The sequence below is a fragment of the Pseudomonas sp. AL10 genome (genome assembly GCF_029960685.1).
Lineage (GTDB): Bacteria > Pseudomonadota > Gammaproteobacteria > Pseudomonadales > Pseudomonadaceae > Aquipseudomonas > Aquipseudomonas lactis.
In genome coordinates this window covers 1-26,749 of sequence record NZ_JASBQZ010000044.1, presented here as the reverse complement: position 1 = coordinate 26,749, position 26,749 = coordinate 1, and the positions used below count along the sequence as shown (strand labels likewise).

At 60.3% G+C, this 26,749-nt stretch carries 23 protein-coding genes and 1 pseudogene; 12 read left to right on the top strand and 12 right to left on the bottom strand.

Annotated elements, in window-relative coordinates; genetic code table 11:
• Positions 1–19: 19 nt before the first annotated feature.
• The 7 genes from QK296_RS25220 to lptE all read left to right on the top strand — a co-directional run bounded on the left by QK296_RS25220 (position 20) and on the right by lptE (position 7,770).
• Positions 20–1,678, top strand: coding sequence for a Na/Pi cotransporter family protein (locus QK296_RS25220; protein ID WP_003187402.1), 1,659 nt, complete (start codon positions 20–22; stop codon positions 1,676–1,678).
• A gap of 58 nt (positions 1,679–1,736) precedes the next feature.
• Positions 1,737–3,119 (top strand): pitrilysin family protein, encoded by a 1,383-nt coding sequence (locus QK296_RS25215; protein ID WP_094775364.1) that lies wholly within the window; start codon positions 1,737–1,739, stop codon positions 3,117–3,119.
• 68 nt (positions 3,120–3,187) lie between these two features.
• A complete protein-coding gene (locus QK296_RS25210; protein WP_003187399.1) occupies positions 3,188–4,219 on the top strand; it encodes a DUF5924 family protein in 1,032 nt (343 codons plus the stop codon).
• Positions 4,220–4,273: 54 nt separating this feature from the next.
• Positions 4,274–5,422 carry an ABC transporter permease gene (locus QK296_RS25205; protein WP_282391690.1) on the top strand — a complete coding sequence of 383 codons (1,149 nt, stop codon included), beginning with the start codon at positions 4,274–4,276 and terminating at the stop codon, positions 5,420–5,422.
• Complete coding sequence (locus tag QK296_RS25200) at positions 5,419–6,222, top strand: ATP-binding cassette domain-containing protein (protein WP_014716351.1); 804 nt, start codon at positions 5,419–5,421, stop codon at positions 6,220–6,222. The genes QK296_RS25205 and QK296_RS25200 overlap by 4 nt, the downstream gene beginning before the upstream one ends.
• Position 6,223: 1 nt before the next feature.
• Positions 6,224–7,162 (top strand): MlaD family protein, encoded by a 939-nt coding sequence (locus QK296_RS25195; protein WP_003187394.1) that lies wholly within the window; start codon positions 6,224–6,226, stop codon positions 7,160–7,162.
• Positions 7,159–7,770 carry an LPS assembly lipoprotein LptE gene (gene lptE, locus QK296_RS25190; protein WP_282391688.1) on the top strand — a complete coding sequence of 204 codons (612 nt, stop codon included), beginning with the start codon at positions 7,159–7,161 and terminating at the stop codon, positions 7,768–7,770. Before QK296_RS25195 ends, lptE begins: the two co-directional genes overlap by 4 nt.
• Positions 7,771–7,861: 91 nt before the next feature.
• Here lptE and QK296_RS25185 read toward each other — a convergent pair whose 3' ends face one another.
• The 5 genes from QK296_RS25185 to QK296_RS25165 all read right to left on the bottom strand — a co-directional run bounded on the left by QK296_RS25185 (position 7,862) and on the right by QK296_RS25165 (position 12,229).
• Entirely contained in the window at positions 7,862–9,091 is a 1,230-nt protein-coding gene (locus QK296_RS25185) for a spore maturation protein (RefSeq protein ID WP_282391686.1), read from the bottom strand.
• 97 nt (positions 9,092–9,188) lie between these two features.
• Positions 9,189–10,520 (bottom strand): glutamate/aspartate:proton symporter GltP, encoded by a 1,332-nt coding sequence (gene gltP / locus QK296_RS25180; RefSeq protein ID WP_003187390.1) that lies wholly within the window; start codon positions 10,518–10,520, stop codon positions 9,189–9,191.
• A gap of 712 nt (positions 10,521–11,232) precedes the next feature.
• Positions 11,233–11,700 (bottom strand): inhibitor of vertebrate lysozyme family protein, encoded by a 468-nt coding sequence (locus QK296_RS25175; protein ID WP_032894297.1) that lies wholly within the window; start codon positions 11,698–11,700, stop codon positions 11,233–11,235.
• Between the two features lie 2 nt (positions 11,701–11,702).
• The gene (locus QK296_RS25170; RefSeq protein ID WP_003187386.1) at positions 11,703–11,867 is read right to left on the bottom strand and encodes a DUF1328 domain-containing protein; all 165 of its coding nucleotides are present in this window, start codon (positions 11,865–11,867) and stop codon (positions 11,703–11,705) included.
• 77 nt (positions 11,868–11,944) lie between these two features.
• Positions 11,945–12,229, bottom strand: a complete 285-nt coding sequence (locus tag QK296_RS25165; RefSeq protein ID WP_003187385.1) for a hypothetical protein — start codon at positions 12,227–12,229, stop codon at positions 11,945–11,947.
• A 389-nt stretch (positions 12,230–12,618) separates the two neighbouring features.
• On the opposite strand from QK296_RS25165, the gene algB reads away from it, so the two are divergent.
• A complete protein-coding gene (algB, locus tag QK296_RS25160; RefSeq protein ID WP_003187383.1) occupies positions 12,619–13,965 on the top strand; it encodes a sigma-54-dependent response regulator transcription factor AlgB in 1,347 nt (448 codons plus the stop codon).
• Between the two features lie 10 nt (positions 13,966–13,975).
• A complete protein-coding gene (locus QK296_RS25155) occupies positions 13,976–15,763 on the top strand; it encodes a KinB sensor domain-containing domain (protein ID WP_003187382.1) in 1,788 nt (595 codons plus the stop codon).
• 113 nt (positions 15,764–15,876) lie between these two features.
• Here the strand turns inward: QK296_RS25155 and QK296_RS25150 are convergent, their stop codons facing one another.
• The 6 genes and pseudogenes from QK296_RS25150 to QK296_RS25125 all read right to left on the bottom strand — a co-directional run bounded on the left by QK296_RS25150 (position 15,877) and on the right by QK296_RS25125 (position 21,347).
• On the bottom strand, positions 15,877–16,653 hold the full coding sequence (locus QK296_RS25150; RefSeq protein WP_003187380.1) for an N-acetylmuramoyl-L-alanine amidase: 777 nt from the start codon (positions 16,651–16,653) through the stop codon (positions 15,877–15,879).
• 89 nt (positions 16,654–16,742) lie between these two features.
• The gene (locus QK296_RS25145; protein WP_003187379.1) at positions 16,743–18,791 is read right to left on the bottom strand and encodes a diguanylate cyclase; all 2,049 of its coding nucleotides are present in this window, start codon (positions 18,789–18,791) and stop codon (positions 16,743–16,745) included.
• Positions 18,788–19,666, bottom strand: coding sequence for an endonuclease/exonuclease/phosphatase family protein (locus tag QK296_RS25140; protein ID WP_003187377.1), 879 nt, complete (start codon positions 19,664–19,666; stop codon positions 18,788–18,790). Before QK296_RS25140 ends, QK296_RS25145 begins: the two co-directional genes overlap by 4 nt.
• Before the next feature lie 10 nt (positions 19,667–19,676).
• On the bottom strand, positions 19,677–20,312 hold the full coding sequence (dsbA, locus tag QK296_RS25135) for a thiol:disulfide interchange protein DsbA (protein WP_003187375.1): 636 nt from the start codon (positions 20,310–20,312) through the stop codon (positions 19,677–19,679).
• A 167-nt stretch (positions 20,313–20,479) separates the two neighbouring features.
• Positions 20,480–21,106 carry a c-type cytochrome gene (locus QK296_RS25130; RefSeq protein ID WP_003187372.1) on the bottom strand — a complete coding sequence of 209 codons (627 nt, stop codon included), beginning with the start codon at positions 21,104–21,106 and terminating at the stop codon, positions 20,480–20,482.
• Between the two features lie 33 nt (positions 21,107–21,139).
• Positions 21,140–21,347, bottom strand: a pseudogene (locus tag QK296_RS25125) (cytochrome).
• Between the two features lie 192 nt (positions 21,348–21,539).
• On the opposite strand from QK296_RS25125, the gene yihA reads away from it, so the two are divergent.
• A complete protein-coding gene (gene yihA, locus QK296_RS25120; RefSeq protein ID WP_073526417.1) occupies positions 21,540–22,181 on the top strand; it encodes a ribosome biogenesis GTP-binding protein YihA/YsxC in 642 nt (213 codons plus the stop codon).
• A 271-nt stretch (positions 22,182–22,452) separates the two neighbouring features.
• Here the strand turns inward: yihA and polA are convergent, their stop codons facing one another.
• Positions 22,453–25,248 (bottom strand): DNA polymerase I, encoded by a 2,796-nt coding sequence (gene polA, locus QK296_RS25115; protein ID WP_282391681.1) that lies wholly within the window; start codon positions 25,246–25,248, stop codon positions 22,453–22,455.
• 74 nt (positions 25,249–25,322) lie between these two features.
• Here polA and QK296_RS25110 point away from each other — a divergent pair, with 74 nt between their 5' ends.
• Positions 25,323–25,613, top strand: coding sequence for a DUF2782 domain-containing protein (locus QK296_RS25110; protein ID WP_003187366.1), 291 nt, complete (start codon positions 25,323–25,325; stop codon positions 25,611–25,613).
• 56 nt (positions 25,614–25,669) lie between these two features.
• The gene (locus QK296_RS25105; protein WP_003187365.1) at positions 25,670–26,623 is read left to right on the top strand and encodes a homoserine kinase; all 954 of its coding nucleotides are present in this window, start codon (positions 25,670–25,672) and stop codon (positions 26,621–26,623) included.
• The last annotated feature ends 126 nt before the right edge of the window (positions 26,624–26,749 follow it).

The following is a 26,749-nucleotide window of genomic DNA, read 5'->3' as shown; positions in this document are numbered from 1 at the left end:
CCCACACGGGGGGCCGAGCATGCTGACCTTGCTCAATCTGCTTTCCGCCGTGACCCTGCTTATCTGGGGCACGCATATCGTCCGAACCGGCATCCTGCGGGTCTACGGTTCCAATTTGCGCCAAGTCATCGGGCAGAACATGTCCAAGCGCTGGCTGGCATTTGTCGCCGGTATCCTGGTGACGGCCATGGTGCAAAGCAGTAACGCCACCGCGATGCTGGTGACTTCGTTCGTCGGCCAAGGGCTGATGAGCCTTACACCGGCCCTGGCCACCATGCTTGGCGCCGACGTCGGTACGGCTTTGATGGCGCGGGTGCTGACGTTCGATTTGTCCTGGCTGTCGCCGCTGCTGATCTTCCTCGGGGTGATTTTCTTCCTGTCGCGCAAACAGACGCGGGCAGGGCAGTTGGGCCGGGTCGGGATCGGCCTGGGCCTGATCATCCTCGCGCTGCAATTGATCGTCGAAGCCGCCGGGCCCATTACCCATGCCCAGGGCGTCAAAGTCATCTTCGCTTCGCTGACCGGCGATATCTTGCTGGACGCCCTGGTCGGCGCGCTGTTCGCGATGATTTCCTACTCCAGCCTTGCCGCCGTGTTGCTCACGGCCACCCTGGCCGGTGCCGGCGTGATCGGCTTGCACGTGGCCATCGGCCTGGTGATCGGCGCCAACATCGGCAGCGGCGTACTGGCTTTTCTCAGCACCAGCATGCAAAACACTGCCGGTCGCCAAGTGGCCCTGGGCAGCCTGTTGTACAAATTGATCGGTCTGTTGCTGATCATTCCGGTGCTCGACCCGCTCGTAGGCTGGATGGACGGCCTGGACTACAGCGTTCAGGGCATGGTCATCACCTTCCACCTGCTCTACAACGTCAGCCGTTGCCTGATCCTGTTGCCCACCATCGGGCCGATGGCACGCCTGTGCGAATGGCTGCTGCCGGAACGCCCCGAAACCAATGGCAAAGCCAAGCCACGCCATCTGGACCTGGCCTCATTGAATACCCCAAGCCTGGCCCTGGCGAACGCCGCCCGCGAAACCCTGCGCCTGGGCGACTTGATCGACAATATGCTTACCTCGATGCAGGAAGTGCTGCGCGGCAATCAAACCGCCGTTACCCAAGAAATGCGCAGCCTGAGCGATGACGTCGAAGCGCTCTACAGCGCGATCAAACTCTACCTGGCGCAAATGCCCCGTGAAGACCTCAGTGAGCAAGACAATCGCCGCTGGGCCGAGATCATCGAGCTGTCGATCAACCTGAAACTGGCGGGTGACCTGATCGAACGCATGCTGCGTAAGGTCCAGCAACAGAAGACCTCGCAGCGCCGGCAATTTTCCGAAGTGGGCCTGGAGGAACTCAGCGGCCTGCACAGCCAGTTGATCGCCAACCTGCGCCTGGGCCTGTCGGTGTTTCTCAGCGGCGACCCGGAAAGCGCCCGCCAATTACTGCGAGAAAAGCGCCGCTTCCGCGCCCAGGAACGCCGCCTGGCCCACGCCCATGTCAGCCGCCTGCAGCGCAAGATCGTGCAGAGCCTGGAAACCAGTTCCCTGCACTTGGAACTGATTGCCGACATGAAACGCTTGAACTCATTGTTTTGCAGCAGTGCTTATGTAGTGTTGGAAACGTCCGACACTGGCGCGCTCTCGGCTGAAAGTATTGCCGACATTACCCATTCGCCCTGAACGTACGCCCGCGAGCGAAGTCAGTTAACAATGGACCTCATTCGCCAGGAAGCTTGTTATGCGTCGCCTGTTACTCGCCTGCCTGCTCTTGGGCTCGGCACACGCCTTTGCCTTTGACCGTCTGCAAGTCGAGGGCTACACCTTGCCCAACGGCCTGCAACTGCTGCTCAAACCGGGCACCGAGCGTGGGCATGTCGCTATTCGCCTGGTGGTTGGTGTGGGCCTGGACGACTTCGGTTGCGAAGAAAAAGAACTGCCGCACTTGTTCGAGCACTTGCTGTTCAGCGGCATCGACGGCGGCGGCGAGGGCGACCTCGAAGACCGCATGCAAGCCCTGGGCGGCGAGTGGAACGCCTACACCAGCAACGCCGATACCACCTTCGTGATCGAGGCGCCCGCGCAGAACCAACGCAAGGTGCTGGACCTGCTGCTGGCAATCCTCACGCGCACGCAACTGACCGACGCTCATATCAACGCCGCCAAACAGGTGGTGGAGCGCGAAGACGGCGGCCATTACTCACACTTGCAACGCCTGCTGGACCGCCAGGACCTCGGTCACAGCGCCAGCAACCAATTGGCCGTGGAGTTGGGCCTCAAGTGCGCCGAACGCGCCGAGGTCAGCCACCTCACCCGCGATCAGTTGGAGAAGCTGCGCAACGAATGGTACGCGCCGAACAACATGACCCTGATCGTCGTCGGCGATCTCGACAAACTGCTGCCTGCCTACCTGGAACGCACCTATGGTCAACTCGACCCCGTGGAGCCGAGCGAACATCGCCCGCTTCCGGAAATCCAGCACACAGCCGCCAGCCACCGCGACCTGATCCGCGGCTGGGTGGGCGATGGCGCCAAGCTGCACTGGCTGTTCCCCGAGCCGGTGTTGGATGACCAGCATGATGAAACCTACAACCTGCTCAGGGATTACCTCGACTGGGCACTGTACCGGCAACTGCGCCTCAAGCACGGTTTGTCCTACGGCCCCTGGGTAGAACGCGAAGTGCTCGGCGGCGTTGGATTCCTCAGCTTGAATGCCGACCTTGAGCGAGAAAACCTCCCTGAAGCTGAGCAGGTCTTGCAAGACCTCAAGGCCCAACTGCTCAAGGACGGCCTCGACCCAACAGTATTCACACGCCTGCAGCAAGCCGCCATTGCCCGGCAGGCTTGGGCGGTGCAGGGCAACAGCGCGCTGGCCGACTATTATTGGAGTGCGGCCGGCGACTACAGCAACGGGCGTTTCAGCGATCCGGTCAAACGCATCAAGGCTGTAAGCCTGGCGCAAACCAACCAGGCCATGCGCGAAGCGTTCCAGCAGCCGGGCTACTGGCGCATCGAAAAACCGCTGTTGAGTTATGACGCGTTGACCTGGATCGGTGCGGGCGTGCTGGGCCTGATCATCCTTGGTTTGATCGGCTTGAGGCTTTATCGCAAACCTGTTGAGTAATGACGCACAGAATATCGGGCTAAGGCGTTATTCTGTCTGAGATTTTTCCCACAACCAGTGAACCGCCCATGCCGAACTTGCCGCCCCTCATCCAGCGCGTTATAGAACTGATCAAGCGCTACCCAGGGGTGATTGCACTCGGCGGTTTCATCTCGGGGGTCGGCAGCTTCATTCTGGTAGACCGCCAGCAGGGCATGGCCAGTTGGATCGCGGTGATCATGCTGGTGAGCTGGTTGTGGCTGATGCTGGAGAACAGCTTTACGCAACTGTTCACCAAGGTCTTCAATCGCGAGATCCCTGAACCGCTGCTGCGCTACGCCACCCAGATGATCCACCAGGAAAGTCTGTTCTTCGTGCTGCCCTTCTTTTTCGTCACCACCGCTTGGAACAGCGGCCAATCGCTGTTCACTGGCCTGCTGGGCGCGGCGGCGCTGGTGTCGATCATCGACCCGCTGTATTACAAATGGCTGGCGCCCAAGCGCTCGCTGTTCCTGGCCCTGCACACCCTGACCCTGTTCGCCGCGTTGCTGACCGCGCTGCCGATCATCATGCACCTGACCACCGCCCAGAGTTACAAACTGGCGTTGGGTGTAGCCATGGTCTTGTCGATTCCCAGCCTGGCCGTGAGCCTGCCGCTGCGTAGCCTCAAGGGCTGGGCGATGCTGCTGGGGGTAACGGCCGCCATCGGCTGCGCCGGCTGGTTCCTGCGCAGCTGGGTACCGCCCGCCACCCTGTGGATGACCGAAGTCGCCATCAGCACCCAACTGCAAGACCGCACGCCGGGCGACGACCTCAAGCAAGTCACCGCCGCCCAATTGCGCAGCGGTGGGCTGTACGCCTACACCGCGATCAACGCGCCACGCGGGCTGGATGAGCGCATCTACCATGTGTGGAAATTCAACGGCCAGGAAGTCGACCGCATTGCCCTGGACATCCACGGTGGGCGCAAGGAAGGCTATCGCGCCTGGACCCACAAGCAGAACTTCCCGGGTGACGCCGTGGGGCGCTGGCAGGTGCAGGTGCTCACCGAAGACGGGCAAGTCATCGGCGTTCTACGCTTCAAGGTGATAGACACAGCACAAGCGGACAACCCAAAGTAAGCCGGATCGTGCTATTACGTAGCAATTGTGGATAGCCAAACAAGCTCGGAGCTTATGACCACTCGCACGACGGCCGGCGCGGCCCATCTTGATACGTCCAGCACCCCGCCTTCGCTACGGATTACCGGCGACTGGACGCTGGCCCACTACGCCAACCTGAAAAAGCTGTCGGCCACACTCGACGGCCAATACGACGCCGGCGCCCGCATTGACCTCAACGGCCTCGGTGCGCTGGATACAGCCGGCGCCTCGCTGCTGGTGGAGTTGCTGGGCCCTGCGCGCATCGAACACTCTGCCGAACAGACCGATTGCACCCTGGCAGCCGCCGACCGGGCACTGCTCAAGACCGTCTACCGCTCCCTGAATGACTTTTGCGTACCGATCAAAGAGCCAGAAGAGGCCGCCGGCATTCAAGTGCTGGCCCGTATCGGTCGCGCAGTAGACACGGTCTGGCAAGACGCAATGAAGCTGTTGGGCTTTATCGGCCTGATCCTCGAAACCTTCGCCCGCGGCATTTGGCGGCCCAAACGCTGGCGCCTGACGCCCATGGTCGCCCACATCGAACAGACCGGCCTGGATGCGGCGCCTATCGTTGCGCTGTTGACCTTTCTGGTGGGCGCCGTCGTGGCCTTCCTTGGCGCCACCGTGCTCAAGAGCTTCGGCGCGACGATCTTTACCGTGGACCTGGTGGCCTTCTCCTTCCTGCGCGAATTCGGCGTGTTGCTCACCGCAATCCTCATCGCCGGCCGTACCGCCAGTGCATTCACCGCGCAAATCGGCTCCATGAAAGCCAACGAAGAAATCGACGCCATCCGCACCCTGGGCCTGGACCCTATGGAGCTGTTGGTATTACCCCGCGTGCTGGCGCTGCTGGTGGCGTTGCCGATGCTGACGTTCCTGGCGATGCTCTCGGGGATCGTCGGCGGTGGTGTGGTGTGTGCCGTGGCCCTAGATATTTCGCCGGCGATGTTTCTTTCGCTGCTGCAATCGGACATTGGCGTGCAGCACTTTCTGGTGGGCATGGTGAAGGCGCCGATCTTTGCCTTTTTGATCGCGGCCATTGGCTGCCTGGAAGGTTTCAAAGTCAGCGGCAGTGCCGAATCAGTCGGCGCGCATACCACGTCGAGCGTGGTGCAATCGATCTTTGTGGTGATCGTGCTGGATGCGGTCGCGGCGATGTTTTTCATGGAGATGGGCTGGTGAGTCGTCTACACCGTGCGCCCACTGAGGCGGTGATTGAAGTGCGTGGCCTGTGCAACCGTTTTGGCAGCCAAAGCGTGCACGAGAACCTCGACCTGGATTTGTACAAGGGCGAGATCCTGGCGGTGGTGGGCGGCTCTGGCAGCGGTAAATCCGTGTTGTTGCGCAGCATCGTTGGCCTGCGTCGCCCCAGCGAAGGCGAAGTACGGGTGTTCGGCAAAAACCTGCCGAGCCTGCCCGAACATGAACGCTCGCTGGTGGAGCGCCGCTTTGGCGTGCTGTTCCAGAAGGGCGCTCTGTTTTCCTCGCTGACGGTGACCGAAAACGTGGCCCTGCCCTTGATCGAGCACGCCGGCCTCAGCCGCGCCGATGCCGAGCACTTGGCGGCGGTGAAGCTGGCCCTGGCAGGGTTGCCGCTGTCGGCGGCCGACAAATACCCGGCCTCGTTATCCGGCGGCATGATCAAGCGTGCAGCCCTGGCCCGCGCACTGGCCTTGGACCCGGACATCCTGTTCCTGGACGAACCCACCGCCGGTCTCGACCCGATTGGCGCGGCGCAATTCGACCAACTGATCCTCACCCTGCGCGATGCGTTGGGCTTGAGTGTGTTTTTGGTCACCCACGACCTCGACACGCTGTACACCATCACCGACCGTGTGGCGGTGCTGGCGCAGAAGAAAGTGCTGGTGGCCGACGCCATCGATGTCGTGTCGGAAACGGACGACGCCTGGATTCACGAATATTTCCACGGCCCCCGAGGCCGCGCGGCATTGGATGCCGCTCAATCGCTCAACGAGGTATGACATGGAAACCCGAGCCCATCATGTGATGATCGGACTGTTCAGCGTAATTGTGGTGGTCGGCGCGATGCTGTTTGGCCTGTGGCTGGCCAAGTCCAGCGTCGATACCGCCTTCCAGGATTACGAAGTGATCTTCAACGAAGCGGTCAGCGGCCTGTCCCAGGGCAGTGCGGTGCAGTACAGCGGCATCAAGGTGGGCGACGTGATCAGCCTGCGCCTGGACCCCAAAGACCCGCGCCGCGTCCTGGCTCGTATCCGCCTGGCCGGGCAAACGCCGATCAAGGAAGACACCCAGGCCAAACTGGCCCTGACCGGCATCACCGGCACCTCGATCATCCAGCTCAGTGGCGGCACCCCACAGAGCCCGGAACTCAAGGGCAAGGACGGCAACCTGCCGGAAATCATCGCATCGCCATCGCCCATCGCGCGCCTGCTCAATAACAGCAACGACCTGATGACCAGCGTCAACCTGCTGCTGCACAACGCCAACCACCTGTTCTCGCGGGAAAACGTCGAACGCCTGAGCAACACCCTGGACAACCTGCAACAAACTACCGGCGCCATTGCCGAGCAACGCGGCGACATCAAGGTGGTGATGCAGCAATTGATGCAGGTGAGCAAACAGGCGGGCGCGGCGCTGGAGCAAACCACCGTGCTGATGCGCAGCGCCAATGGCTTGCTCAGCGAACAAGGCAAGCAAGCCTTCGGCAGCGCCGAGCAGGCGATGAAATCCCTGGAGCAAAGCACCGCCACCATCAATACCTTGCTGACCAATAACCAGGACTCGGTAAACAGTGGCATGCAAGGCCTCAACGAACTGGCACCAGCCGTGCGCGAGCTGCGTGAAACCCTCGGCTCGCTGCGCGCCATCTCTCGCCGCCTGGAAGCCAACCCCAGCGGCTACCTGCTGGGCAGCGACAAGAACAAGGAGTTCACGCCATGAAGCGTGTGTATCACATGATCATCCCTATGGCCCTGGCACTGGTCAGCGCGTGCTCGATCCTGCCCAAGCCGGACCCGTCGGACGTGTACCGGCTGGCGTCCGCCCAACCGGCCAGCCAAGGCACGCCCGTGAGTTGGTCGCTGCGCGTGACCAAGCCGCAGACCAGCGAGTTTCTCGACAGCCCGCGCATCGCCGTGGTGCCTGACGGGAACCTGATCAGCAATTACGCGAACTCGCGCTGGAGCGACCCGGCGCCGGTGTTGCTGCGTAATCGCCTGCTGGATGGCTTCCAGCGCGACGGGCGCGTGACATTGTTGAGTACCGACGAGACCAACCTGCAAGCCGACTATGAGCTGGGCGGGCAGTTGCAGGCGTTTCAGAGCGAGTATCGGGGCACGGCAGTGGAGGTGGTGATTCGTCTCGACGCGCGATTGGTGCGTGGGCGTGATCAAAGGATTATCGCCAGCCGTCGGTTTGAAGTGAGGCAGCCGGTGAATGACGCCAAGGTGCCGGCGGTGGTGGCTGCTTTTGGCCAGGCCGGGGATCAGTTGAATAAGCAGGTGGTGGATTGGGTAGTGAGTCAGGGCAATACAGCACTGAAACCTTGAGGACCTCATCGCAGGCAAGCCAGCTCCCACAGTTTGATTTGGAACACAGTCAAATGTGGGAGCTGGCTTGCCTGCGATAGCGATTGTTGCCTTAACCAAAAAACCAGTAGCACACGGAGATAGCCGCCACTACACCGGCAAACTCAGCCAGCAACGCACAACCCACGGCATGCCGCGCCCGCTGGATGCCTACCGAGCCGAAGTACACGGCCAACACATAAAACGTGGTTTCCGTACTGCCTTGGATCGTCGCCGCCACCAACGCCGGAAAACTATCCACACCCTGGGTCTGCATGGTCTCGATCAGCATCGCCCGCGCCGCGCTGCCGGAGAACGGCTTGACCATCGCGGTCGGCAGCGCGTCGACAAAGCGCGTATCCAGGCCCGTCCAGGCCACCACATGGCGAATCCCCTCAAGGCCGAACTCCAAGGCCCCCGAGGCACGCAACACGCCAACCGCGCACAGCATCGCCACCAGATAGGGCAACAGGTTCTTGGCTACGTCGAAGCCTTCCTTGGCGCCTTCCACAAAGGCCTCGTACACCTTGACCTTGCGCAACGCGCCGATCACCAGGAACAGCATGATCAAGCCAAACAGTGTGAGGTTGCCCAAGATCGACGACAAACCGGCCAGCGCCGTGGCGGACAAGGTCGCCAGCAGCGTCATGAAGCCACCCAGTATCAACGCGCCGGGGACCAGATAGGCCAGCACCACCGGGTCCCACAGCCGCAGGCGCTGCATGACTGCCACCGACAGCAGGCCCACCAGCGTCGACGCACTGGTGGCCAACAGGATCGGCAGGAACACCAGCGTCGGGTCCGCAGCGCCTTGCTGGGCGCGGTACATGAAGATAGTCACCGGCAATAGCGTCAGCGAGGAGGCGTTGAGCACCAGGAACAGGATCTGAGCGTTGGTCGCCGTATTGGGGATGGGGTTGAGCTCTTGCAGCGCCTTCATGGCTTTCAGACCGATGGGCGTGGCAGCGTTGTCCAGGCCCAGGCCGTTGGCGGCAAAGTTGAGGGTGATCAAACCAATCGCGGGGTGCCCGGCAGGCACTTCCGGCATCAGGCGGCGAAACAGCGGGCCCAGGGCCTTGGCCAGCCAATCGACGATCCCGGCTTTTTCGGCGATCCGCAGAAAACCCAGCCATAACGTCAGGGTACCGAACAGCAGCACCATGACTTCCACCGACAATTTGGCCATGGCGAAAATGCTTTCGACCATCGCCGCGAAGATCAAGGCGTTACCGCCCACCAGCCATTGCGCCAGTGCTGACACCATTGCCACGACAAAGAAGCCAAGCCACAGGCCATTGAGCATCAGATAAGTCCCCCGAAAGATGGGGCGAATGATAACGGGGCTGGCAGAAACGACAAACCCCGGAATTCTCCGGGGTTTGTTTTCGATCAATTGGTAATCAGCTACGGGTGGCTTGTGCCGTAGGCAGGGCTTCCTTGCTGCGCCAGTGCGGCAGGGAATTCCAGTAGCGCTCGCCCTTGGCATCGTCGTACATGCCTTCCCAACGGGAGATAACCAGTACAGCCAAGGCGTTGCCGATCACGTTCAGGGCGGTACGTGCCATGTCCATCACACGGTCGACACCGGCGATAAACGCCAAGCCTTCCAGCGGGATGCCCACGCTGCCCAGCGTCGCCAACAACACCACGAAGGACACGCCCGGCACGCCGGCGATACCTTTGGAGGTCACCATCAGGGTCAGTACCAGCATCAGTTGCTGGCCGATCGACAGGTCGATGCCATACAGCTGGGCAATGAAGATTGCTGCAATGCTCTGGTACAGGGTCGAACCGTCGAGGTTGAACGAATAACCGGTCGGCACCACGAAGCTGCAGATCGCTTTCGGCGCGCCGTAGGCTTCCATCTTTTCGATCACACGCGGCAGCACGGTTTCGGAGCTGGCGGTGGAGTAAGCCAATACCAACTCATCCTTGAAGATGCGGATCAGCTTGAGGATCGAGAAGCCGAACAGGCGTGCGATCAAACCCAGTACCGCGAAGGCGAAGAACAGGATCGCGACGTAAACCAGGATCACCAGCTTGGCCAGTGGCAGCAGCGAGGCGAAGCCGAAGTTGGCGACCGTCACCGCGATCAGCGCGAATACACCGATAGGGGCGTACTTCATGATCATGTGGGTGACTTTGAACATGCTCTCGGACACGCCCTGGAACATAGTCACCAGCGGCTCGCGCAGCTCAGGCTTGAGGCTCGACAGCCCCAGGCCAAACAGCACCGAGAAGAAGATGATCGGCAGCATCTCGCCACGGGCAACAGCGGCGAAGATGTTCGAAGGGATCAAGTTAAGAATGGTCTCGATGAACGCATGTTCATGCTGCACTTCGGCAGCAGTCGCCTGGTACTTGGAGATATCGACGGTACCCAGGGTACTCATGTCGATGCCAGCGCCTGGGTGGAACAGGTTGGCGAGCAACAGGCCCACCACGATGGCGATGGTGGTGACGATTTCGAAGTAAAGAATGGTTTTGACGCCGATACGACCGAGCTTTTTCGCGTCGCCGACACCGGCAATACCGACGATCAGCGAAGAAATCACAATCGGGATCACGATCATCTTGATCAGGCGGATAAAGATATCGCCCGCCGGCTGCAACACATTGCTGATCCACCAGGCCTTTTCAGCACTGAAATGGTTGAGCACTGCACCGATTGCAATGCCCAGTACCAAACCGATGAGGATCTGCCAGGCGAGGCTTAGCTTTGCCTTCTTCATGTCATTACCCTTGCTTCAAGTGGACTTACGGCAAATGCGCCAGCTGCAACGCTCGAAAGCGAAAAAGTGTGTGCATCTGCCTCCATGGAAGGTCACCGCAGCGTGGCCGAAATGGCTTACTGGCAGGCGAAAAAAGGCGCAACTATTCCCATGCAAGGGAGCGGCGTCTAATGCCGTAAACGCCTACCCTATGCCGAATCGGCATGGCTTTTTTTGAAAATATTTGTCCAAACGGTCAGTTCGTATCCGCCATTCGAGCGGGTGAATATGCCGTTAAGCGGCCAAATCAGGCTCGCTCAGAGATACTGGACGACTTCGATTGATTGGCAGAAATGTCTGAGAAATCCATCACCTAGCGCCAGAAAGATCCTATAGCGCGGATGAAAAATTCTCGATAGATGGTCACGCCGACATACCCGGTAATGGTTGGCCAGAGGCAAAAAGCAAAACTGCGGCTATGGGCGGCATGAAACGCGAGCATGAGAGCGATAAGCCCGCCGCAAGTTCAGCAAGCTTGAGGTCTTGTGAACTTGCGTCGCAGCTTTTCGCCTGACCCGGCCCTTGCGCAGGTACTCCCTGTACCCGTAGGTCACGCCGATCCTGATCGATCAGAGCAACCCGGCCCCCTGGTCATGCATCACTCAAGGAGCGATGCAAACAGAAAGAAGCACAAGGGCTTCTTTCTATGGACGCCGGCTCCGTCAGACGGAACCTAGTACCAATTCGGATCTTTCTTGAGCTGCTCCATCAGCAGCTTTTGCATACCCTCGTCCGGCTTACCGATAAAACGGTAATCGGCGTGCCGCGTCGGGGACTTGTCCGCCGGCAAACCGGCCGGGACTTCCACCAACATGGCGTAGGCATCTTCCTTGTCGAGGCTGAAGGCAACGATCAGGCGCTTGTTCAGGCAGGTATCTGCGGTTTCGCAGAGCGGCCCGACCAAGTACTTGTCGCCATCTTCCTCAACGGCATTCATTTGCTCGGCCGTGCCCGACAGGTTCATCACCCACTCGGGCAGGCGCTCTTCTTTCTTCACCACGTCTTGCCAGGTTTCACGGTACTGCGGATCCGCGCTGAGCAATTCGTTAGCCCGGGATTGGCCGTCATTGGCGGCCAAGGCCAAGCCGCTACCGCCCAACAGCAGGGCGGCAGCAAGGGCTTTAAAAGGCAGGTTGGCCATATTCAACCTCGGCCTTTGCGACCAAAGAAGAACGAAGCGATGAACATCACCAGGAAGACCACAAACAGGATCTTGGCGATGCCGGTAGCGGTGCCAGCGATACCACCGAAGCCCAGGACTGCAGCCACAATGGCGATGATCAGAAATGTGATTGCCCAACTCAACATGGTGATTCTCCTTATGCTTCTATAGGGGTAACAGCGGTGATGCCGTGCAGCCGCTCAACACAAGCGACGTTTTTTGCCTAGAACACCCAACGGTCATGGGCCGGTAGTTCGTCCAGGGTAGAACCCTGATCTACTAGGCTCAATTGCGGGGCAGTCACATCGGCGCTGGCGCTGCCAATGGAACGAAAATGAGTCTGGGTCATGGCAGGACGTTCAAATTGCGGGGCTGGCTGCGCGCGCTCTTGCCAATGCTGCAACTGCTGGCCAGCAATCAACGTGACCATCAAGGCCAGGCTGGCAAACAGGCCCTGCTGCAAGCGCAGCGGCGATACACGCAATTGGCTGAGGCTTTGGCGAGTCATACTGCATTGCTCCCGCATTCTGATTATTCGTTCATGACGCTCTTGGGGGAGATATTGCAGAGTGCATGCCAGCTTTATTGCAAAATAAAACTCAATAAAATCAAATGCTTACACTTGATCAATAGATTCGTCGCCTAGCATCCTGCACGATGCATCCTTGCAGGCCGTGCGAAATGCACGATGGCAAGTGGTCGGAACCAGCCACCCAGCGCACACATCGAAGGATCGAAGGGCGAACGGAAGGGAAAATGCGCTCAGACGACGTCTGTAGGAAGGCGCGCAGATAGCTGCACGAAGAAGCCTTTTATGAATCAGAATAAACCATGCAACTTGCCCGATTATTCCGGGACTAAACACCATCACATTTATAGTTAAGGAGTGCGGGACAGATGGAATCAGCCAAGGAACTTCAAGGCCGCATTCTTTTAGTGGATGACGAATCTGCGATCCTGCGCACCTTCCGCTATTGCCTGGAAGATGAAGGCTATACCGTCGCCACCGCGAACAGTGCCGCTCAGGCCGATGCCCTGATGCAGCGTCAGGTGTTCGACCTGTGCTTCCTCGACCTGCGCCTGGGCGAGGACAATGGCCTGGACGTGCTGGCCCAGATGCGGGTGCAGGCACCGTGGATGCGCGTGGTGATTGTGACCGCCCATTCGGCCGTGGATACCGCCGTGGACGCCATCCAGGCTGGCGCCGCCGACTACCTGGTCAAACCTTGCAGCCCAGACCAACTGCGCCTGGCCACCGCCAAGCAACTGGAGGTGCGTCAGCTCTCGGCGCGGCTGGAAGCGCTGGAAGGCGAGGTGCGCCAGCCCAAAGACGGCCTGGACTCCCATAGCCCGGCAATGATGGTGGTGCTGGAAACCGCGCGGCAGGTGGCCGGGACGGACGCCAATATCTTGATTCTCGGCGAATCCGGCACCGGTAAAGGTGAGTTGGCCCGGGCGATACACGGCTGGAGCAAGCGCTCGAAGAAGTCCTGCGTGACCATCAACTGCCCGTCACTGACCGCCGAACTGATGGAAAGCGAACTGTTCGGCCATAGCCGCGGCGCATTCACCGGCGCCAGTGAAAGCACCCTGGGCCGAGTGAACCAGGCGGACGGCGGTACGCTGTTTCTCGACGAGATCGGCGATTTCCCCCTCACGTTGCAACCCAAGTTGCTGCGGTTTATCCAAGACAAAGAGTATGAGCGTGTGGGCGACCCGGTCACCCGCCGCGCCGATGTGCGCATCCTCGCAGCCACCAACCTGAACCTGGAAGACATGGTGCGCGATGGCCGCTTCCGTGAAGACTTGCTCTACCGCTTGAATGTCATCACCTTGCACTTGCCGCCGCTGCGCGAACGCAGTGAAGACATCCTGACCCTGGCTGACCGCTTCCTTGCCCGCTTCGTCAAGGAATACGCACGCCCGGCGCGCGGCTTCAGTGATAATGCCCGCGAAGCGCTACTCAACTATCGCTGGCCCGGCAATATCCGCGAACTACGTAACGTGGTGGAACGCGCCAGCATCATCTGCCCCCAGGAGAAGGTGGAGATCAGCCACCTGGGGATGGCCGAGCAACCGGCCAACAATGCACCCCGTATCGGCGCGGCTTTGAGCCTGGATGAGCTGGAGAAAGCCCATATCGGCGCCGTACTTGCGACCAGCGACACACTGGACCAAGCGGCCCGCACACTCGGCATCGATGCGTCGACGCTGTACCGCAAACGCAAGCAGTACAACCTTTGAACAGGACCTTATGAAGCTCGCGATGAAACTGCGCACCCGGTTATTCCTGAGCATCTCAGCGCTGATCACCGTGGCATTGCTGGGGTTGATCCTGGGCTTGGTCAGTGTCATGCAAATGGCCAAGACTCAGGAATCGCTGATCCGCAGTAACTTCATCACCCTGGACCTGGGGCTCAAGTTGCGTCAGAGCCTGGGCGACCAGTTGATCATGATGCTGGAGAAGCGCCCCGACCCGGACGCCCTGCAAGCCTCCAAGCAACATTATTTCGACCTGTTGGACCAGGGCATCGCCCATGAGCAGGTCGACGGCACAAACCATGGCTTCAGCCAGGCACGCTCCGATTACCAGAAGCTACTGGAAGCGTTTGACCAATCCCAACAGGCATCACCGCCCGCAGGCAGCAAAGAAAAGCTGACTGAAACCTTCAACATATTGCGCAACGGCCTGATCGCCGATCACAAGCGGGCGCTGGAAAATATCAGTACCAGCGAGCATAAATCCCGCGAGCGCGCGTTGTTGATTGCCGGCCTGCTCGGGCTGGTAGGGCTCGCGGTGCTGATCATCGGTTTCGTCACGGCCCATGGCATCGCCCGGCGCTTCGGTGGCCCCATCGAGGCGCTGGCCAAGGCCGCCGACAAGATCGGGCAGGGCGATTTCGAAGTCACCCTGCCGATCTCCTCCGCAGCGGAAATGAACCTGCTGACCCGCCGTTTCGGCATCATGGCCGAAGCGTTGCGCCAACATCAGGCCACAAACATCGATGAGCTGCTGGCCGGCCAACAGCGCCTGCAAGCGGTGCTCGACAGTATCGATGACGGCCTGTTGATGATTGATCGCCAAGGCTGCCTGGAGCACCTCAACCCTGTGGCGCAGCGCCAATTGGGCTGGGATGAGGAGCGGCTCGGCCAAGGTCTTGGCGAAGCCATGGGTCGCGCAGAAATGGATGAACAGCTGCAACTGGTGCTGCGCGGCGGCAACCTGGAGCGGGCCCCGGATGATCTCGAAGTGGAAGTCGAGGGTGAATTGCGCCTGCTGACCTACAGCCTGACCCCGGTCAGCCATACCCAGGGGCATATTCTGGGGGCCGTGATGGTGCTGCATGACGTGACTGAACAGCGCGCCTTCGAGCGAGTGCGCAGCGAGTTCGTGTTGCGCGCGTCCCATGAGCTGCGCACGCCGGTCACCGGCATGCACATGGCCTTCGGTCTATTCCGTGAGCGGGCCAAGTTCCCACCGGACTCCCGTGAGGCGGACCTGCTGGATACGGTCAATGAAGAGATGCAGCGCCTGATGCAGTTGATCAACGACCTGCTCAACTTCTCGCGCTACCAGAACGGCCTGCAAAAACTCACCTTGGGCACGTGCGATGTCACCGACTTGCTGGAGCACGCACGGGCTCGATTTGCTGAGCCTGCGAACGCCCAGCACATTGAGTTGCTGGTGGAAGCCCAACCTGAGTTGCCACGGCTATATGCCGACCAGGTGCAACTGGAGCGGGTACTCGACAACCTGCTGGGCAATGCCCTGAGGCACACCGCCGAAGGCGGGCAGATCCGCCTGCAGGCACGACGCCATGGCGAGCGGGTGATTATCAGCGTCGAGGATAACGGCGAAGGTATCGCCTACGGCCAGCAAGGGCGGATCTTCGAGCCCTTTGTGCAGGTGGGCCGCAAGAAAGGCGGTGCGGGCCTGGGTTTGGCACTGTGCAAGGAAATCGTGCAATTGCACGGCGGCCGCATGGGTGTGTACTCGCGGCCGGGGCAGGGTACGCAGTTCTATATGGCATTACCCCTGTAGGAGCGAGCTTGCTCGCGAAAAACGTCAACGATAACGCTGTGCTGTCAGGCAGCCCGCGTCGTCTATGCGTTCTTCGCGAGCAAGCTCGCTCCTACATTATTATTTTTACACCATCAGCGGTGATTCAAGGCCCGCAGGATCGCGGCGCTTTCAGCATCCGGGGTGCCATCAAACAATGACGGGCGAAAGCGCATCTGGAACGCAGCGATGACATGCCGCGTGGCCACGTCCAGCTCACCGGTCTGCGGCGTCTGGTAGCCCAGGCGCGCCAGTTCTTCCTGAAACCAGGTAATGCTCGGCAACTGCGCGGCGTACTGCACCTGAAACCGAGCCACTGCCTGGGCATCCGGCCACACGGCCAGACCTTCTGCCGCCAAGCGCTTCCAGGGGAACAACGGGCCTGGGTCCAGCTTGCGCAGCGGGGCGATATCGCTGTGCCCGATGATGTTCTTCGGGTCGATGCCGTTACGCTTGCTGATGTCCTTGAGCAGCACGATCAGCGACTGCACCTGCGCTTCGGAATACGGGTACCACACACGCCCCGTCGGCGTATCGCTGAACCCTGGGTTGACGATCTCGATACCGATGGAGCTGGAATTGAGCCAGGTGCGCCCCATCCACTCGCTTTCCCCCGCGTGCCAGGCGCGCTGGCTTTCATCCACCAGCTTGTAGATGGTGCCGGAGGCATCGTCGCCGATCAGGTAATGGCTGCTGACCTGGCCATGGGTCAACAGCGCCAGGGAACGTTCAAGGTTGGTCGAGGTGTAATGCACCACAACGAACTGCACGCGATTATCGTGGTTGACCGAAGGATGGCTGGTGTTCAGGCGCGGGCCATTGGCGCAGCCGGCGAGCAGAAGAAACGCTAAAGCGATATACAAGGATTTCATGGCGAGAGGCAGTACACTGAAAGACGATAATGCAACAGTGTAACGTACGACTCACGGCCAGGCGGTCAAATTACAAAATGGAACATCTTTTATGCCGCCTGCACCTGATTACGCCCCGCGGCCTTTGCCCTGTAGAGCGCTTCATCGGCACGCTTGAGCGCCAGGTCACTGCGCTCGCCGGGTTGAAACTGCGCCACGCCCATGGACACCGTGATCGTTACCGGCTCACCCTTGAAGTGGAACGGGCACGCGGCAATGGCCTCACGCAATACTTCACCTACGGCCAAGGCATCCGCCAAGGTCGAGTCGGGCATGAGCAGCACAAACTCTTCACCCCCAAAACGCGCGATGAAGTCCGTCGGCCGCAGGCGCTTGCTCAGCACATTGGCGATGATCTTCAAGACTTTGTCCCCAGCCAAGTGACCGTAACCGTCGTTGATGCGCTTGAAGTGGTCCAGGTCGAGCATGGCCAGAGACAGGCTGTTACCGCGCTGATGCCAGGCGTTGACTTCGTAATCGAGGCGTTCGCTCCACGCCGCACGGTTGGGCAAGCCGGTGAGCGGATCGATCAAGGCCTTCTGGCGCTGCACCTCCAGGTGCTCGCGGTAGCCCTGGGCTTCCTGCTCCATATGGGCCACGCGTTCAGCCAGGCCTTTGAGGCGTGCGGCCACTTCCTGTTCGCGCAGGTCACGCTGTTGCTGGTGTTCATCCATGGTGCCAAGCAAGCCTTCAAGATGGCTTTCGAGCACTTGCTTGAGGCTGTCCAAGTCGGCGGCATCCTGCACGCTGCTTTGCAGGCCGTCGACCTGCTCACGAATCTGCGTGTCCAGCTCCCGTGCGGCCAGGCTGCTGTCGGCGTGGCCCTCGCTGGCGACTTGCAGATGGCCCTGGAATGCCTCGAGACGCTCGTTGAGCTGCTTGAGATAAGCCTCGAACTCATGCTGGCCACTGTCGGTGATCGCCAGCATCAGCACCGCCAGGTCATCGAGGATCGGCAGCAGTTCGTACCAGTTCAAGCCGTGGGCGAGACGCTCACGCATTGCCTCGGCCTGGGGTTGGTGACGTTCGGGCAGGGAAAGATCTTCCAGCAGGCCGAGTAAAGTGCCTTCAATGTGTTTGGCCACCGAGCTGTAGGACGGTTCAGGCGAATCGGGCAGGGCGTAGGTGCCGTCCGGTTGCAGCTCGTCGGGCTCGGGGCTTTCCTGCACGGGTGGTAGCGACAGGCTGCCGATGCGGGTCTCATCCGGCGTTTCGACTGGAACCGGCGGCGGTTCGATAAAGGCGGCGAGTGCGCTTTCGTGAGCAGGCTCCGCAACTGGCGGCGCCTGCACGTCGGGTTCAGGTAGTTGCGCAGGCGCCGCAATCGACGGCAGCTCTGGAGCGTCGAATACCGGCGTTTCGCTGGCGACCTCTTGCACTTCGGCCACTGCAACAGGCACAGGCTTCAAGGGTGGCAACGGCGCAAAGGCACGCAAGGCTTGGGTCAATTCTTCCGATTGCCCAGGTTCTTCCGGTTTGGGTGTGGGTTTGGGCGCTGCGGGCGTTGGCGGTGCCGATTGCGCTGCTGGCAGTGGCTCGGCATCAACAGGAGGCGCTTCACTGGCGGCCTCTTTACTGCCAAACAGACGTTGCAACAGTCCCGGCCCTGGGCGTGTGGTTTCGCCATCCGGCTCCAGATTATTCAGCGCCTGCCCCTGTAGGCTGCTCAGCTCACTGAGCAGCAGCGGTATCTCCCGCGCTTGTGCCACGCGACCATCGAGTTGCTTGGCGAAGGTTTTCAGCGGACGAGCCACCTCGCGGGGCAGCGGCAGCTTTTGCAACTGGGTGACCAAGGCGGTGAGCGCAGTGCTGATCTGGTCGACGCGGGTTTCGCGGCGTTGCTCCGAATCCAGCACGGCCTTTTCCAGGCGCGGCAGTAAAGCGGCGAGAGCAGCGTCCATGTCGTCCGTGCGCACAACATCGCGCATTTCCTTCATGCATTGATCGACGGCGCGGTCAGTCCCTTCAGCGGCCAGCGTGCTGCGCACCAGCCCGCGGCGCAGCAAATCGAGGCGGGCGGCCCAGCGGCGTTCGAGTTTGTCTTGTTGCTCGATGCTTTGGAGGTATTTCTCTTTCCAGCGCTGGGCGTCGTCGCTCATGCAAGGGGTCCGCGAGGGCCTGGGCTCAACGCGGGTAATGCATCAGCCGTGAGCGAGCCCGGCAGACGAATCTCTACCGCGACCGGCAGGTGATCGGAAATGGGCTGCGCCAGCACCTGCACACTTTCCAGTGTGAGGCTTGGGCTGAGCAGGATATGGTCAAGACAGCGCTGCGGGCGCCAGCTGGGAAACGTGGCTTCGACTTGCGGCGCCAGTAACCCCAGGTCGCGCAGCGGAGAATTCTGCAGCAGGTCGTTGGCATGGGTGTTCATGTCACCCATGAGCACCTGGTGCTTGTAGTTGCCAATCAATTCACGCACGTAGGCCAGTTGCAGGTTGCGCGTACGCCCCCCGAGGGCCAGGTGCATCATCACCACCACCAGGGCTTCCGGGCCTTCGCCAAAACGCACAAGGATCGCCCCGCGCCCTTTGGGGCCTGGCAAGGGGTGATCTTCAATGGCAGTGGGTTTGAGACGGCTGAGCACGCCGTTGCTGTGCTGTGCCAGGCGCCCTAGATTACGGTTGAGTTGCTGATACCAGTACGGAAAAGCACCCAACTGAGCCAGGTGTTCCACCTGGTTGATATAGCCGGAGCGCAGGCTGCCGCCGTCGGCTTCCTGCAGGGCGACCAAGTCGAAGTCGCTGAGCAGGTCGCCGATTTTCTGCAGGTTACCGGTACGCCCCTTGTGGGGCAGCAGGTGCTGCCAGCCACGCGTGAGGTAGTGCCGATACTTTTCGGTACTGTTGCCCACCTGGATGTTGAAACTGAGCAGGCGCAAGCGGCTGTCTGCCGGCAGGCCCGTGGACTCCAGGTGATGCTCGTTGACCTGCGGCTCATGCAGGCCAACGACACGCTCGGTACCCCAGCGGCGCATGGCGAGCCCCTTACTTGGCAGCGCGTTCTTTGGCAATCAGCTGGTCAGCAACGTTCAGGGTCGCTTCAGGACCACCGGTGCTGCCCAGGTCGAAACGGTATTTGCCGTTGACGATCAGGGTTGGAACGCCTTGCACGCCGTACTTCTGCGCGAGTTCCTTGGCCTGTTTGATCTGGCCCTGGATAGCGAAGGAGTTGAAGGTCGCCAGGAACTTGTCCTTGTCGACACCCTGAGTGGCAACGAAGTCAGCCATTTCGTCCGGCTTGGTCAGGCGCTTGCCTTGTTTCTGGATCGCTTCGAAGACAGCGTTGTGGACCTTGTGCTCAACACCCATGGCTTCCAGGGTCAGGAACAGCTGGCCGTGGGCGTCCCATGGGCCACCGAACATGGCGGGAATGCGACGGAAGTTAACGTCCTTGGGCAGCTTTTCAGCCCATGGGTTGATAGTCGGCTCGAAGGCGTAGCAATGCGGGCAGCCGTACCAGAACAGCTCCACCACTTCGATCTTGCCCGGCACTGCAACGGGAACCGGGTTAGCCAGCTCAACATAGGTTTTACCGGCTTCAAGCGGCACATCGGCAGCTTGTGCGGTCATGCCGAAGAGGCTGGCAGTGACGAGAGCGGCGCTGAGGATCAGATTACGCATGCTTTACTCCTGGACAAATAAAGTCGCCTCACGCGACCTTTGTTGTGACAGGTCTACGCGGACATGAGTTCGTTAGTGTAACGGCAGCGGCCACAAAAAAGGGCGGCCTAAGCCACCCTTTTTATGCTTGCATCGCGGGATTAATCGAGCGTTAACGCCCAGCCCCGTCAGTGCAGGCCCTGGATATAACTGGAGAGGGCTGCGATGTCTTCGTCGCTCAGCTTGCGAGCGATGGTGCGCATGGTCATCGCGTCGCCATCGTTGGCCCGGCCGGCTTCTTCCTTGCGAAAGTCGGTCAACTGCTTGGCGATGTAGGTGGCGTGCTGGCCGCTCAGGCGCGGGAAGCTGGCAGCAGCGTTGCCTGCGCCATTGGGCGAGTGGCAACCGGTGCAGGCAGGCAAGCCTTTTTCCAGGTTACCGCCACGGAACAACTGCTCTCCGCGGGCGACCAATTTAGGATCGGCAGCTCCCACGCTACCCTTCTGGCTGGCAAAATACGCCGCGAGGTCCGCCAGGTCCTGATCGTTGAGATTGGTTAGCATGCCGGTCATTTCCAGCACCGTGCGCTTGCCGCTCTTGATGTCGTGCATCTGCTTGCTCAGGTAACGTTCACCCTGGCCGGCCAGTTTGGGGAAGTTCGGCGCCGGGCTGTTACCATCCGGCCCGTGGCAGGCACCACACACGGCGGCCTTCGCTTGACCGGCAGTGGCATCACCTTTGACGGGGCCCTCTGCAGCGACGGCAGCGCCTGTGATGCCCAAGGTCAACAGCAGACTCACGATCAGTTTGTTCATCAGCTAATCCAACTACGGCTAAGGGTTTAAGAGTTATCTACCGGGTTTACTCACCATCACATCAGTGACGGCCTGGTAATCCTCAGTACTGCAGTCCATGCACAAACCACGCGGCGGCATTGCCTTGAAACCCTGGGTCACGTGCTGCGTCAGCCTGACCATGCAAACTCGGTTGATCCTGTGTAGCCTGAGCGCCGTAAAGCGGAATCAGGGCAGCAGAAGCGAGCAACCGTCGGTCCATACATCGACCTTTTCAGGGTTTGAGAGCGTTTTGCGTTCTAATGCGCAATAAAGGTCTTTCGCTCCCGTGAACTTCATCCTTCGCTGGGACAAAGCACACACAAAATCTGCGGCATTATATACTGGCGCTACTGAAACGGAAACGACACCGCTTGCCGCACCCTTTCTCGGCACCGCCCACATCGGAAATCTCATGCAACTCAAGAACCCCATCCTCGGCCTGTGCCAACAGTCCACCTTCATGCTCAGCGCCGCCAAAGTGGACCAATGCCCCGATGACGAGGGCTTTGAAGTCGCCTTTGCCGGCCGTTCCAACGCCGGTAAATCCAGCGCACTGAACACCCTGACCCACGCCAGCCTGGCGCGCACCTCGAAAACCCCGGGCCGCACGCAACTACTCAATTTCTTCAAGCTAGACGATGATCGGCGTCTGGTCGACCTGCCGGGCTACGGTTATGCAAAAGTACCTATCCCGCTGAAGCTGCACTGGCAGCGTCACCTCGAGGCTTACCTGGGCGGTCGCGAGAGTTTGAAGGGTTTGATTCTGATGATGGATATACGTCATCCAATGACCGACTTCGACTTGCTGATGCTCGACTGGGCTGTCGCCAGCGGCATGCCGATGCACATTTTGCTGACCAAGGCCGACAAGCTCACCTACGGTGCAGCCAAGAACACCCTGCTCAAAGTGCAGTCCGAAATCCGTAAGGGTTGGGGCGACACCATCACCATTCAGCTGTTCTCCGCCCCCAAGCGCATGGGTCTGGAAGAGGCTTACACCGTACTGGCCGGCTGGATGGAATTGGCGGACAAGGGCACAGAAATCGCCGAATAACTTTTCTGCGGGCAAAAAAAACCCCGGACTTCTTTTGGGGAGGGGAAGTTCGGGGTTCAAGTTCCGGACCGCTAGGGCGGGGTCCGGAATTATCTGCCAACACTTAACACAACATAGGAGCATTGAAGGGCTTCACCACCCATTCAGTAACTCTGAGTGGCAGTTCACAGGTTAAGTTCCGACAGGCTCAAAAAACTATTGGAAATAACTGACCGCGGTTTGCGCTCTAAACCGCCTCGCCACCGCGCAATGTGATGGCGAAGCCGCAGAATCAGTGCGCCTCGTCCCAGTTATCGCCTACGCCTACGTCCACCACCAAAGGCACGTCCAACTGCGCCGCCGCGCTCATATGCTCGCGAATCTTCTCGCTGACCTGCGCGACCAAGTCTTCGCGCACCTCCAGCACCAATTCGTCGTGCACCTGAAGGATGACCTTGGCATCCAGGCCCGACTCAGTCAGCCAGTTATCCACCTGCACCATGGCTTTTTTGATGATGTCCGCCGCCGTGCCTTGCATCGGCGCGTTGATCGCTGTGCGTTCGGCCGCCGCGCGCTCCTGGGGCTTGTTGGAGTTGATGTCCGGCAAGTACAGGCGTCGCCCGAAGAAGGTTTCGACATAGCCCTGATCCGCCGCCTGGGCGCGGGTGCGCTCCATGTATTCGCGCACCCCTGGATAGCGGGCGAAGTAAACATCGATGTAAGCCTTGGCGGTCTTGGTATCGACGCCGATGTCCTTACCCAGCTTCTGGGCGCCCATACCGTAAATCAGGCCGAAGTTAATCGCCTTGGCGCTGCGGCGCTGGTTGGACGTGACCTCATTCAACTCGACCTTGAACACTTCGGCCGCCGTGGCCGTGTGTACGTCCAGGTCATTGCGGAAGGCGTTCATCAAGCCCTCGTCCTTGGACAAATGCGCCATGATCCGCAGCTCGATCTGCGAATAGTCCGCCGCCAGCAGCTTGTAGCCCTTGGGCGCGACAAACGCCTGGCGAATGCGCCGCCCCTCGGCGGTGCGCACCGGGATGTTCTGCAAGTTCGGATCGCTGGAGGACAAGCGCCCGGTCGCCGCGACGGCCTGATGGTAAGACGTATGAATACGCCCGGTACGGGGGTTGATCTGTTCCGGCAGGCGGTCGGTATAGGTACTTTTGAGCTTGCTCATGCTGCGGTACTGCATGAGTACCTTGGGCAGCGGGAAATCATCTTCGGCCAGTTTGGCCAGCACTTCTTCAGCCGTGGAGGCCTGGCCCTTGCCGGTTTTTTTCAGCACCGGCATGCCAAGCTTTTCGTAGAGAATCGCCCCAAGCTGCTTGGGCGAACCCAGGTTGAATTCTTCACCGGCGATCTCGTAGGCCTGGCGCTCCAGCTCAACCATCTTGTTACCCAGCTCGATGCTCTGGATGCCGAGCAGGTCCTTGTCTACCAGTGCGCCCTGGCGCTCGATGCGGGCCAGCACCGGCACCAGCGGGATCTCGATGTCCGTCAGCACACTGGCCAGGCTCGGGATCGCTGCCAGTTGCGCGTAAAGGTACTGATGCAGGCGCAAGGTCACATCAGCATCTTCGGCCGCGTAAGGGCCGGCTTGCTCAAGGGCGATCTGGTCGAACGTGAGTTGCTTGGCGCCTTTGCCGGCGATGTCCTGGAAGCTGACCGTGTCGTGGTCCAGGTACTTCTTCGCCAGGCTGTCCATATCGTGCCGCGTCGCGGTGGAGTTGAGCACGTAGGATTCGAGCATGGTGTCGAAGGCGATGCCGCGCACGGTAATGCCCTGGGCAGGGTCGCCACCAATGGCGCAGTTGGCCAGGATGTTCATATCGAACTTGGCGTGCTGGCCCACCTTGAGTTTGGTCGGGTCTTCCAGCAGCGGTTTCAGGGCCAGCAGCACGGTGTCGCGATCCAATTGATCCGGCGCGCCGATATAGGAATGGGTCAGCGGGATGTAGGCGGCTTCATGAGGCTGCACAGCAAACGAGACCCCGACCAATTGCGCCTGCTGGGCGTCGATGCCGGTAGTTTCGGTGTCGAAAGCAAACAACGGCGCATCGTGGAGTTTTTTCAGCCACACGTCGAAGGTGGCCTGGTCCAGAATGGTGGTGTAAACGGCCTCTACCGGTACCGATATAACAGCCTCGACCGGCATTTCGGCGGCAGGCGCAACTTCGCTCGCCGATTTGAGCTCGACACGCTTGGCATCGCGCTGGATCTCGTCGTACCAGCTTTTGAACTCAAGCAGCGTGTACAGCTCCAGCAGCTTTTCGCGATCCGGTTCGATCAGGTGCAAATCATCCAACCCGATATCCAGCGGCACATCGATCTTGATCGTCGCCAACTGATAAGACAGGAATGCCATCTCCTTATGCTCTTCCAGCTTGGCCGGCAGGGTCTTGGCCCCACGGATAGGCAGGGTCGGCACAATATCCAACTGCTCATAAAGCTCTTTGAGGCCGCCATTGACCCCCACCAGCAAGCCGGAGGCGGTCTTGGGGCCAATGCCCGGAACGCCGGGAATGTTGTCGGACGAATCTCCCATCAACGCCAGATAGTCGATGATCTGCTCCGGAGCGACGCCGAATTTCTCCTTAACGCCCTCAATGTCCATGGAGCTACCGGTCATGGTGTTGACCAAGGTAATGTGCCCGTCCACCAGCTGCGCCATGTCTTTGTCACCGGTCGAGATCACCACCGGGCGGCTGGCGGCCGCGCTGCTGCGGGCCAGGGTGCCGATCACGTCATCGGCCTCCACACCCTCGACGCACAGCAACGGGAAGCCAAGAGCGATCACGCTTTGATGCAGCGGCTCGATCTGCAGGCGCATGTCATCGGGCATGCTCGGGCGGTTGGCTTTGTATTCGGCGTACATCTCATCGCGAAACGTCCCACCCTTGGCGTCGAAAACCACCGCAAATGGGCTGTCCGGGTACTGCTTGCGCAGGCTTTTGAGCATGTTCAACACGCCCTTGACCGCACCGGTGGGCAGGCCTTTGGAGGTGGTCAGCGGTGGCAGCGCGTGGAAGGCGCGATACAGATAAGAAGAACCGTCCACCAGGACGAGGGGCGCTTGGCTCATGAGCAGGATCAACCTTTTCGGCGGGTCAGGCGCTAGAATAGCCGGACCAATGAAAACAAAGGGACAAGGTTATCATGCGTACATTCAATCGCCTGCTGTTGACCGGTTTGATTGCACTCGCTCCGATGGCTGCCATGGCGGCAGACGATGCCCCTTCGGCAGACCCGGAAGTTACCATTCGCACGGAAGGCGACAAAACCATCCAGGAATACCGCCAAAACGGCTTCCTGTACGCAATCAAAGTCACCCCGAAGGGCGCACCGCCGTACTTTCTGGTACGTGCGGACGGCACCGACGCGAACTTCATCCGCTCTGACCAGCCGGATATGCTGATCCCGTCATGGAAGATCTTCGAATGGAAATGATTTCTTAATTTTAACCGGCGCTGCCCACCGCAGCGCCCGTAACGGCAGTTTTAACCATGTCTGTGTTCACCCCCCTGGCTCGGCCCGAGCTGGAAACCTTTCTCGCCCCTTATGGGCTCGGCCGCCTGCTTGATTTCCAGGGGATTGCCGCCGGCAGCGAAAACACCAATTTCTTTATCAGCCTGGAGCAGGGCGAGTTCGTCCTGACCCTGGTTGAGCGTGGCCCGGTGGCAGAAATGCCGTTCTTCATCGAACTGCTCGACGTGCTCCACGACGCCGACCTGCCCGTGCCGTACGCCCTGCGCACCACCGACGGCATCGCTTTGCGCGAACTCAAGGGCAAACCGGCCTTGCTGCAACCACGTCTGGCGGGCAAGCACATCAAGGAGGCCAATGCGCAGCATTGCGCCCAGGTTGGCGAACTGCTCGGCCACCTGCACCTGGCCACCCAAGGCGAAAAGGTACTTGAACGCAAGACCGACCGCGGCCTGGAGTGGATGCTCAGCGAGGGCGCGCAGCTTATTTCGCACCTTAACGAGGCCCAGCAACGCCTGTTGCGCGATGCGCTGGCCGAGATCGACGCCCACAAGGCCGACATCCTCGGCCTACCACGGGCGAATGTGCACGCCGATCTGTTTCGCGATAACGCGATGTTTGAAGGCACGCACCTGACGGGCCTGATCGACTTCTACAACGCCTGTTCGGGGCCGATGCTCTACGACGTGGCCATCGCCTTGAATGACTGGTGCTCGGATGCCGAGGGCGTGATTGACGGCCACCGTGCCCGGGCGCTGCTGGGCGCTTACGCAGGGCTACGAGCGTTTACCGCGAAGGAAGCCGAGCTATGGCCGACCATGCTGCGCGTGGCGTGCGTGCGGTTCTGGCTGTCGCGGCTGATCGCGGCCGAGTCATTTGCCGGGCAGGATGTGTTGATTCATGACCCGGCTGAGTTCGAGCACCGCTTGGCGCAGCGTCAGCAGGTCACGGTCCACCTGCCGTTCGCACTTTAAGACACCGACTCGGTCAATGTGGGAGCTGGCTTGCCTGCGATAGCGGTATCGACTGAGCCAACGCTATCGCGGCATAGGTATCTACACAACTTCGGTACGACGCTAAACCTGTGGCGAGGGAGCTTG